Source organism: Zafaria sp. Z1313, from assembly GCF_050563205.1.
In the GTDB taxonomy this organism is placed as follows: domain Bacteria; phylum Actinomycetota; class Actinomycetes; order Actinomycetales; family Micrococcaceae; genus JAZDCJ01.
Genome location: NZ_JBNWUK010000004.1, coordinates 151,937 through 161,046, shown reverse-complemented (window position 1 = coordinate 161,046; position 9,110 = coordinate 151,937). Strand labels below are relative to the sequence as shown.

6 protein-coding genes are annotated in these 9,110 nt (G+C 73.1%); 1 reads left to right on the top strand and 5 read right to left on the bottom strand.

Annotation, left to right across the window (positions count from 1 at the left end):
• Window positions 1-110 precede the first annotated feature (110 nt).
• Both putP and ACQ3I4_RS06485 read right to left on the bottom strand, forming a co-directional pair.
• The gene (putP, locus tag ACQ3I4_RS06490) at window positions 111-1,637 is read right to left on the bottom strand and encodes a sodium/proline symporter PutP (protein ID WP_329862099.1); all 1,527 of its coding nucleotides are present in this window, start codon (window positions 1,635-1,637) and stop codon (window positions 111-113) included.
• 113 nt (window positions 1,638-1,750) lie between these two features.
• On the bottom strand, window positions 1,751-2,671 hold the full coding sequence (locus ACQ3I4_RS06485; RefSeq protein WP_329862098.1) for a LysR family transcriptional regulator: 921 nt from the start codon (window positions 2,669-2,671) through the stop codon (window positions 1,751-1,753).
• A 176-nt stretch (window positions 2,672-2,847) separates the two neighbouring features.
• Between ACQ3I4_RS06485 and ACQ3I4_RS06480 the strand changes: the two genes are divergently transcribed.
• Window positions 2,848-6,546 (top strand): proline dehydrogenase family protein, encoded by a 3,699-nt coding sequence (locus ACQ3I4_RS06480; RefSeq protein WP_329862097.1) that lies wholly within the window; start codon window positions 2,848-2,850, stop codon window positions 6,544-6,546.
• Window positions 6,547-6,582: 36 nt separating this feature from the next.
• Here ACQ3I4_RS06480 and ACQ3I4_RS06475 read toward each other — a convergent pair whose 3' ends face one another.
• The 3 genes from ACQ3I4_RS06475 to ACQ3I4_RS06465 all read right to left on the bottom strand — a co-directional run bounded on the left by ACQ3I4_RS06475 (window position 6,583) and on the right by ACQ3I4_RS06465 (window position 9,082).
• Complete coding sequence (locus tag ACQ3I4_RS06475; RefSeq protein ID WP_329862096.1) at window positions 6,583-7,005, bottom strand: DUF1801 domain-containing protein; 423 nt, start codon at window positions 7,003-7,005, stop codon at window positions 6,583-6,585.
• Window positions 7,006-7,053: 48 nt separating this feature from the next.
• Window positions 7,054-7,332, bottom strand: a complete 279-nt coding sequence (locus ACQ3I4_RS06470) for an HPr family phosphocarrier protein (RefSeq protein WP_329862095.1) — start codon at window positions 7,330-7,332, stop codon at window positions 7,054-7,056.
• A gap of 61 nt (window positions 7,333-7,393) precedes the next feature.
• On the bottom strand, window positions 7,394-9,082 hold the full coding sequence (locus tag ACQ3I4_RS06465) for a putative PEP-binding protein (RefSeq protein ID WP_329862094.1): 1,689 nt from the start codon (window positions 9,080-9,082) through the stop codon (window positions 7,394-7,396).
• Between the last annotated feature and the right edge of the window lie 28 nt (window positions 9,083-9,110).

Sequence of the window (9,110 nt, the reverse complement as noted above, 5' to 3'; positions counted from 1 at the left end):
TTCCTCCCGGGGCCGGTCGGTGGCCCCCGGGGGGTACGAGGGCGGCCCAGAACATCCCGGAGGATGTCCGGCGCCGCGGGGGCCGGGTGGGTGCCGCTGCGCGGCCGGCCCTACTTGACGACGAGCTTCGAGGCGGCCTGTTCGGCCATCGCGTCGAACTCGGCCTGGACCTCGTCGTTGTGCTTGAACGTGGCGAGGGAGACCACGATCGAGACGAGCAGGCTCACGGCGAAGCCCGGGACGATCTCGTACAGCCAGTCGTTCAGGACCGCGACGTTGCCCCAGATGAACACCGTCGCCGCGCCCGTGATCATGCCGGCGAGCGTGCCCATCGCGGTGAGCTTGCGCCAGAACAGGGACAGCAGGATCGCCGGTCCGAACGCCGCGCCGAAGCCGGCCCACGCGAAGCCGACGAGGCCCAGGATCGTGTCGCTCGGGTTGATGGCCAGCAGGCCGGCGACGAGGGCGACCGTGAGGACGCCGAGGCGGCCGAGCATGACCTGACGGGACGCCGAGAGCTCCTTGCCGAAGATCTTGTACAGGTCCTCGACGAGGGCCGAGGAGCACACGATCAGCTGCGAGGACAGCGTGGACATGATCGCCGCGAGCACGGCGGCGAGCACCAGGCCGGCGACGAAGGGGTGGAACATGATCTGCGACAGGCGCAGGAACACGGTCTCCGCGTTGGCGAGCTCCTCGCCCGAGTTGAAGAAGTAGCCCACGCCGATCAGGCCCGTGAAGATCGCGCCGCCGGCGACCAGGACCATCCAGGAGATGCCGATCCGGCGCCCGGCCTTCGCGTCCGCCGCGGAGCGCAGGGCCATGAAGCGGACGATGATGTGCGGCTGGCCGAAGTAGCCCAGACCCCACGCGGCCGCGGAGATGATGCCCATGACCGTGCCGCCGAACAACAGGGACGTGCGGTTCAGCTCGCGCTCGCCGGCCCCGAGCGCGGCGTTGTGCGCGGCGTCGGCCGCGTTGATCGTGGAGAAGACGTCGTCGAAGCCGCCCATGGTGATGATCGTGACGATCGGGACGGCGATGAGCGCGGCGAGCATCAGCAGGCCCTGCGCGACGTCCGTGAGCGAGGCACCGAGGAAGCCGCCGAAGAGCGTGTAGAGCAGGGTCACGCCGGAGACCAGGAGCATGCCCCAGAGGTAGTTGGTTCCGAAGGACGCCTCGAAGAACACGCCGCCCGCGACCATGCCGGAGGAGACGTAGAACGTGAAGAACAGCAGGATGATGACGCCGGAGACGACGCGCAGCAGGCGCGTCTTGTCCTTGAAGCGGTTCTCCAGGTAGCTCGGGAGCGTGATGGAGTTGTTGGAGACCTCGGTGTAGGAGCGCAGGCGCGGGGCCACGAAGCGCCAGTTCAGGTAGGCGCCGATCGTCAGGCCGATCGCGATCCAGGCCTCCACGAGACCCGCGACGTAGATGGCGCCGGGCAGGCCCATGAGGAGCCAGCCGGACATGTCCGACGCTCCGGCGGACAGGGCGGCGACGCCGGGCTTGAGCTTGCGCCCGGCCAGCATGTAGTCGTCTAGGTCCGACGTCTGCCGGTACGCGTAGTAGCCGATCGCGATCATCGCTGCGAAGTACAGCGCGATCGCGATCAGCTGGAAGGTCGTATCTGTCATGGTGTCCTCACAGGGTGCGAGTTGAACGGAAGCGCCGGCCCGGACCCCGGTCCGGCACGTGTGCAGAGTATGCCAGCCTTTCCCCGCGGCAGGTGATCCCGGTCACGGCGCCGTTACCTTCCCGTGACCAGGATCCCGGCGTCGTCGGCGAGGCCCTCCGCCTCGGCGGACAGGGCGAGACGAACCGCGTGGATGGCCGGGTGGCCCGCGCTCGAGTGGCGCAGCGCCGTGAACACCATGCGCCGCGGGCCCGTCTCGAGGTCGAGCAGCCGCGCGGCCGGGCGCCGACCCGCCCAGACCAGGTCCGGCAGGAGCGCGACCGCGTTTCCGGACTCCACGAGCCGCACGTGGGCCTGCAGGTCGGCGGTCTCGTAGCGCACGTCGGGCTCGAACCCGGCCGAGCGGCACGCCTGCTCCGCCCAGTGCCGGCTGGCCGCGCCGTGCGGCTCCATGACCCACGGGAGCCGCGCCGCGTCGGCGAGGCTCCCGACGCGGCCGAACTCCGCCGGAACGGCGAGCCGGATCGCGTCGTGCAGCAAGGGAACCCGGTCCAGTTCGGCGTGATGCGGGGCCGCGTGGCCGGGATACTGCTCCGCCACCACCAGGTCGAACTCCCGCGCCCACGTCTCGTGCAGCGCCGTCTCCGGCTCGTGCTGGAACATCAGCACGCGGATCCCCGGGTGCTCGGCCCGCAGCCGGCGCAGCAGCTGCGGCATGAGGGCCAGGGCGGCGGTCTGGAACACGGCGAGCCGCACCGTCCCGGCGACCTCCGGCTGCGTCGCGGCGAGCGCCGCCTGGGCCTGTTCGAGCGAGGCGAGCAGTTCGCCGGTGTGCGCCACGAGGACCTGCGCCTGCGGGGTCAGCTGCAGCCGCCGTCCGGACTTCCGCAGCAGCGGGACGCCGGCCTCCTTCTCCAGGAGCGCGAGCTGCTGGGAGACGGAGGAGGGCGAGTAGTTCAGGGCCGCGGCGACGGCCGCGACCGTCCCGCGGATGCTCAGTTCGCGCAGCAGCCGCAGCCGCCTGACGTCCAGCATGGGAACCTCCTCGAATCGTTCGGTTTTACTTCATCATAAGCTTCGGAAATCGGCGCTTTTCCTGAACGTTTCGGCGGGCCGATACTGAACTCACCGGCCGCCCATCCCGCGACCGCCGCCCCGCGCCCGCCGCGCCCGTTGCCGCCGCGGACCCGTTCCCCCAGGAGAGCCCCGAAGTGACCACCCCCACCGTCGACGCCGGCACCACCGGCGTCCGCCCGCAGGACCTCGCCGACGACGCCGTCGCCCTCGTCCGCCACTGGCTCGCCGAGGGCGCCAAGGTGCCCGTCGACGCCTCCGCCGCACAGCTCGCCGGCGTCCTGAAGGACCCCCACGGGCTCGACTTCACGGTCGGCTTCGTCGACGGCGTCGTCCGTCCCGAGGACCTCTCCGTGGCCGCCCGCAACCTCAAGGCGATCGCCCCCAAGGTCCCGTCCTTCCTGCCCTGGTACATGAAGTCGGCCGTCGCCCTTGGCGGCGCGCTCGCCCCCGTGCTGCCCGGCGTCGTCGTCCCGATCGCCCGGCGTGTGCTGCGGGAGATGGTCGGCCACCTCATCGTCGACGCGAGCGACGCGAAGCTCGGGGCCTCGATCGGGAAGATCCGCACGGACGGCGTGCACCTGAACATCAACCTGCTCGGCGAGGCCATCCTGGGCGAAGGCGAGGCCGGGCGGCGCCTCGAGGGCACGCGGAAGCTGCTGGCCCGCGACGACGTCGACTACGTCTCCATCAAGGTCTCCTCCACCGTCTCCCCGCACAACCACTGGGCGTTCGACGAGGCCGTGGAGCACGTCGTTGAGACGCTCGCCCCGCTCTACCGCCTCGCCGCCTCCACCTCCCCGCACAAGTTCATCAACCTGGACATGGAGGAGTACAAGGACCTGGACCTGACCATCGCCGTGTTCACCCGCCTGCTCGACCGCGAGGAGTTCCGGGGGCTCTCCGCCGGGATCGTGCTCCAGGCCTACCTCCCGGACGCGCTCGCCGCGATGATGCGGCTGCAGGAATGGGCCGCCGCCCGGACCGCGTCCGGTGGCGCGCCCGTCAAGGTCCGTCTGGTCAAGGGAGCCAACCTGCCCATGGAGACCATGGACGCCGACCTGCACGGCTGGCCCGTCGCGACGTGGCACTCCAAACAGGCCTCCGACACCTCCTACAAGGCCGTCCTCGACTACGCCCTGCACCCGGACCGCATCGGCAGCGTCCGCCTCGGCGTCGCCGGGCACAACCTCTTCGACGTCGCCCTCGCGTGGCTCCTCGCGAAGGCCCGCGGTGTCGAGTCCGGGATCGAGTTCGAGATGCTCCTGGGCATGGCCACGGGCCAGGCCGAGGCCGTCAAGAGGGACGTCGGTTCGCTCCTGCTCTACACGCCCGTCGTGCACCCCGCCGAGTTCGACGTCGCGATCGCCTACCTGATCCGCCGCCTCGAGGAGGGCGCGAGCCAGGAGAACTTCATGTCCGCGGTCTTCGAGCTCGACGCCAACGAGGCCCTGTTCGAGCGCGAGAAGCAGCGCTTCCTCGCCTCCCTCGACGCGCTCACGGACGAGGTCCCCGGCCCGAACCGCACCCAGGACCGGACCCGGTACGACGCCGCCGCTGCCGCCACCGCCGCCGCGGAGCGCGCCGCCCGCGCGGAGGACGACGGCGGACCGGCCGGCTTCGGCGGCCCGGAGGCCTCCTTCGAGAACACCCCCGACACCGACCCCGACCTGCCCGCCAACCGCGCCTGGGGCCGGGCGATCCTGGCGAAGGTCCCCGGCTCGACGCTCGGCACCGCGACCGCAGACTCCCACGTGCTGGGCAGCGAGGCCGAGCTCGAGGCCGTGGTGTCCGCCGCCGTCGAGGCCGGCCGTGCGTGGGGCGCCCTCTCCGGCGCCGAGCGCGCCGCCGTCCTGCACCGCGCCGGCGTCCGGCTCGAGGCCCGCCGCGCCGAGCTGCTCGAGGTCATGGCCTCCGAATGCGGCAAGACGCTCGACCAGGGCGACCCGGAGGTCTCCGAGGCCATCGACTTCGCCCACTACTATGCCGAGCTCGCCCGGCAGCTCGACGCCGTCGACGGAGCCGAGTTCGTCCCCTCCACCCTGACCGTCGTGACACCGCCGTGGAACTTCCCCGTGGCGATCCCCGCGGGCTCGACGCTCTCCGCGCTCGCCGCGGGCTCCGGCGTCGTCATCAAGCCCGCCGCCCAGGCCCGCCGCTCGGGCGCCGTGATGGTGGAGGCCCTCTGGGAGGCGCTCGACGAGGCCGGGATCGGCCGCGACGTGCTGCAGTACGTGCAGCTCAGCGAACGCGCGCTCGGCACCCAGCTGGTCTCCCACCCCGCGGTCGACCGCCTGATCCTCACGGGCGGCTACGAGACCGCCGAGCTGTTCCGCTCCTTCCGCAAGGACCTGCCGCTGCTCGCCGAGACGAGCGGGAAGAACGCCGTCATCGTGACCCCGTCCGCGGACCTGGACCTCGCCGCGAAGGACGTCGCTCACTCCGCGTTCGGGCACGCCGGGCAGAAGTGCTCCGCCGCGTCGCTCGTGGTCCTCGTCGGCTCCGTCGCCACCTCCCGCCGCTTCCACCACCAGCTGCTCGACGCCGTGCGCTCGCTCAAGGTCGGCTACCCCGTGGACCCGCGGACCCAGATGGGGCCGGTCATCGAGCCCGCCCAGGGCAAGCTCCTGCGCGGCCTGACCGTGCTCGGCGACGGCGAGGAATGGGCGCTGCAGCCGCGGCAGCTCGACGAGAGCGGGAAGCTGTGGAGCCCGGGCGTGCGCTCCGGCGTGCAGCGCGGATCCGAGTACCACCTCACCGAGTACTTCGGCCCGATCCTGGGCGTCATGACGGCCGAAACGCTCGAGGAGGCCGTGGCGATCGTCAACGACATCGACTATGGGCTGACCTCCGGCCTGCACTCCCTGGACCCGGCCGAGCTGGACTACTGGCTGGAGAACATCGAGGCCGGCAACCTCTACGTGAACCGCGGCATCACCGGGGCGATCGTGCGGCGCCAGCCGTTCGGCGGGTGGAAGAAGTCCGCGGTCGGCGCGGGCACCAAGGCCGGCGGCCCGAACTACCTCGTGGGCCTCGGCTCCTGGAAGGACGCCCCGTTGACCGGAGCCGTCCCCGGGGCCGCCGTGACGGGAACCCCCGCTGAGCTCGTCGGGGCGGCGCGCGCCGTCGCAGCGTCCGGCCCGGGCGAGGCGTCCGGCCCGGGCGAGGCCGCCACGGAAGGCGGGGCCCCGGCGTCGTCCGCGTCCCTGACGCAGGCCGACGCGGAGTGGCTCGCCGGCGCGCTGGCCAACGACGCCGCGCTGTGGACCGCCGAGTTCGGTGCCGCCCGCGACGTCTCCGGCCTGCAGGCCGAGCGCAACGTGTTCCGCTACCGGCCCGTCCCGGTGACGGTCCGCTACGAGTCGGCGACATCGGGACACGGCCTGGCCGAGCTCGTGCGCGTCGCCGCCGCGGGCCTGCGCGCGTGGGAGGACGCCGCCGCGGCCGAGAGCGCCTCGCGCGACGATTCCGCGACCGTGCGCCCCGGGGCACGCCTCACCGTGAGTTCCTCCGTGGGCGTGCCGGCTCCGATCGCCGAGGTCCTGCGTGGTGCCGGCGTCGTGCTGGTGGAAGAGACGGCGGCCGAGTGGGCGGCCCGCGCCGGCCGGCTCGCCGCGAAGACCGGCCCGGACTCGGCCGCGCGGATCCGGCTCATCGGCGGCGACGCCCTGGAGACCGCGGAGGCGACCGGTGGCAAGCCGGACGTGGCCGTCTACGCGGGCGACGTCGTGGCCGCCGGCCGCGTGGAGCTGCTGCCGTTCCTGCGCGAGCAGGCCGTCTCCATCACGGCGCACCGCTTCGGGACGCCGAACCACTTGAGCGACGGCATCATCTAGAGCCTTCTCCCGACCCTCGCGTCCGGTCCGCCGGGATCAGGCGATGGACTCCCGGGTCTCCGCCAGCGAGAGCTCGAGGAGCTCGCGGAGGACGTCGCGGTCGACCCCGGACAGGCGCGTGATGTAGAGGCAGGCCTTGCTCGCGCGGTACTTGCCGAGCCGGCCCACGAGCTCCGGCCAGCGGTCCGAGAAGTCGTCGACCAGGTAGAACGTGTGCCGGGCCGGTCCCGGGGCGAACGCCATGAAGGGCGCCCGCCCGGAGTGGCCGCTCTCGTAGCGGTACTCGAACTCGCCGAAGCCGATGATGCGTCCGGCCCACACGACGGGCTCCTCGCCGCTGATCCCGCGGTGGAGCTCCAGGATCTCGTCGACCTCGGCGCGCCGCGGGCCCGTGGCGCGGTCGAGCACCTCGGCGACCGGAAGGTCGGACGGCGACATCGCGGGTTCCTTGGCGGCCATGGTCGGCTCCTCACACGTGGGTTCGTTGGCCCCAGCGTACCCGCGAGGCTATTCGGCGTCGTGGTCCGTTTCGAGGATCGCCACGAGCGCGTCGAGGGCTGCGTCCGCTCCGTCGCCCTCGGCCCGCAGGACCACGCGGGCCCCGTGCTCGGCGCCCAGGCCCATGAGCGAGAGGATGCTCGAGGCGTCCAGCGCGTCCTCGACCGGCTCGCCTTCCAGGGCGATCGTGACCTCGACCGGCTGCTCGGCAGCGGCCTCGGCGAAGATGGCGGCGGGCCGGGCGTGAAGTCCGACGCGGCTGGCGATGGTGGCGATGCGTTCTGCCATGGTGTTCTCCTTGGTTTCGTTGTTCCTGCGTTGTTCCTGCGTTGACGGGCTTGAGTGGAGGCTACAGCCCCAGCGAATCCAGCACGGGGAGCCCGGCGCGCACGGCCTGGCGCGCCTCGGCGGGCCCCTCCGCGGCCAGGGCCAGGGCCGCCAGCTCGCGGGCCCGCCCCGCGTCGACGCTCGCGAGCACCGCGGCCACGGGGGCCAGGGCGCGGGCGGTCATCGACAGCGTCGAGATGCCGAGGCCCACGAGGACGACGGCGAGCGCCGGGTCCGCGGCCGCCTCGCCGCACACGCCGACGGGCTTGGGCGTGGAGCCGCCCGCCTCCGCCGCCCCGCGCACCGTGGCCTCGATGAGCCGCAGGACGGCCGGCTGCCACGGGTCGTTGAGCGCCGCGAGCGGTCCGAGCTGGCGGTCGGCGGCCATCGTGTACTGGGTCAGGTCGTTGGTGCCGATCGAGGCGAAGCCCACGCCGGCGAGGACGTGCCCGGCGCTCACGGCGGCGGAGGGGACCTCGACCATGACGCCCGACGTCTCCAGTCCCGCTTCGGTGCACAGCGCCGCGAAGTCACGGGCCTCGGCCGGCGTGGAGATCATGGGGGCCATGACCCACACCTCGGCCGCGCTGCCGTCCGCCGCCTCGGCGATCGCGGCGAGCTGGCGGGCCAGGACGCCCGGCGTCGCGGCGTCGGTGCGGTAGCCCCGCACGCCGAGTGCGGGGTTCGGCTCGCTCGTGTCGGTGAGGAACGGCAGCGGCTTGTCGGCGCCCGCGTCGAGCGTGCGCACCACGACCTTCTTCCCCTCGAACGCGTCGAACACGCCGCGGTAGGCCTTCACCTGCTCCTCGTGCCCCGGCTCCGTGTCGCGGCCGAGGAAGCAGAACTCCGTCCGGAGCAGCCCGACGCCCTCGGCGCCCTCCGCGGCGGCAGCCACGGCGTCGTCCGCCCCGCCCACGTTCGCCAGGAGCGGCACGCTGGTGCCGTCCGCGAGCGCACCGCGCCCCGTGAACGTCGGCAGCGGCTCGCGGGCGGCGTAGGCCTCCGCGGAGGCGCGGTCCGCGGCGTCCGGCTCCGGCCGCACGAGCCCGGCGGCCCCGTCGACGAACACCTCGGTCCCCTCGGGGATCGCGCCGACGCCGTCCGCCGCGACGACGGCCGGGAGGCCGAGCGCCCGGGCGATGATCGCCGTGTGGGACTGCGGCCCGCCGCCGCTCGTGACGAGTGCGACGACGATGCCCGGGTCGAGCGTCGCCGTGTCCGCGGGTGCCAGGTCCTCCGCGACGAGGACGAACGGGGTCTCCGAGCCGGGGATCCCCGGCGCCGGGACGCCGCGCAGCTCGGCGACGATCCGCGCCCGGACGTCCAGGACGTCGGTGGCCCGCTCGGCCATGTAGCCGCCGAGGGACAGGAGCGAGGACGCGAAGGCCTCGGCCGCCTCCCACACCGCGGACTCGGCGTTGCGGCCCGCGGTGATCAGCTTGGTCGAGTTCTTCCGCAGCATCGAGTCCGTGGCCATGAGGGCGGTCGACTTCAGGACCTCGGCGGCCGCGGGCGCCGCGGAGGCGGCCCGCGCACGGAGCTGATCCGCGACCGCCGCGGCGGCCTCCTTGAGCCGCGCCGCCTCCGTCTCGGCCGTCGCGCCCTCGGGCCAGGCGGCGTCGGAGGCGGGCGGGGCGAGCGGGGCGGGCATGTGCTTGACGGGACCGACGACGCGTCCGGCGCCGACTCCGACTCCGTGGATGGCGTTCATGGTGAACCTCGAATCCTGGGGGGAAGAA

Coding starts and splice junctions, on each gene's coding strand:
- putP (WP_329862099.1), bottom strand. CDS start 1,637: ATGACAGATACGACCTTCCAGCTGATCGCGATCGCGCTGTACTTCGCA.
- ACQ3I4_RS06485 (WP_329862098.1), bottom strand. CDS start 2,671: ATGCTGGACGTCAGGCGGCTGCGGCTGCTGCGCGAACTGAGCATCCGC.
- ACQ3I4_RS06475 (WP_329862096.1), bottom strand. CDS start 7,005: ATGGCCGCCAAGGAACCCGCGATGTCGCCGTCCGACCTTCCGGTCGCC.
- ACQ3I4_RS06470 (WP_329862095.1), bottom strand. CDS start 7,332: ATGGCAGAACGCATCGCCACCATCGCCAGCCGCGTCGGACTTCACGCC.
- ACQ3I4_RS06465 (WP_329862094.1), bottom strand. CDS start 9,082: ATGAACGCCATCCACGGAGTCGGAGTCGGCGCCGGACGCGTCGTCGGT.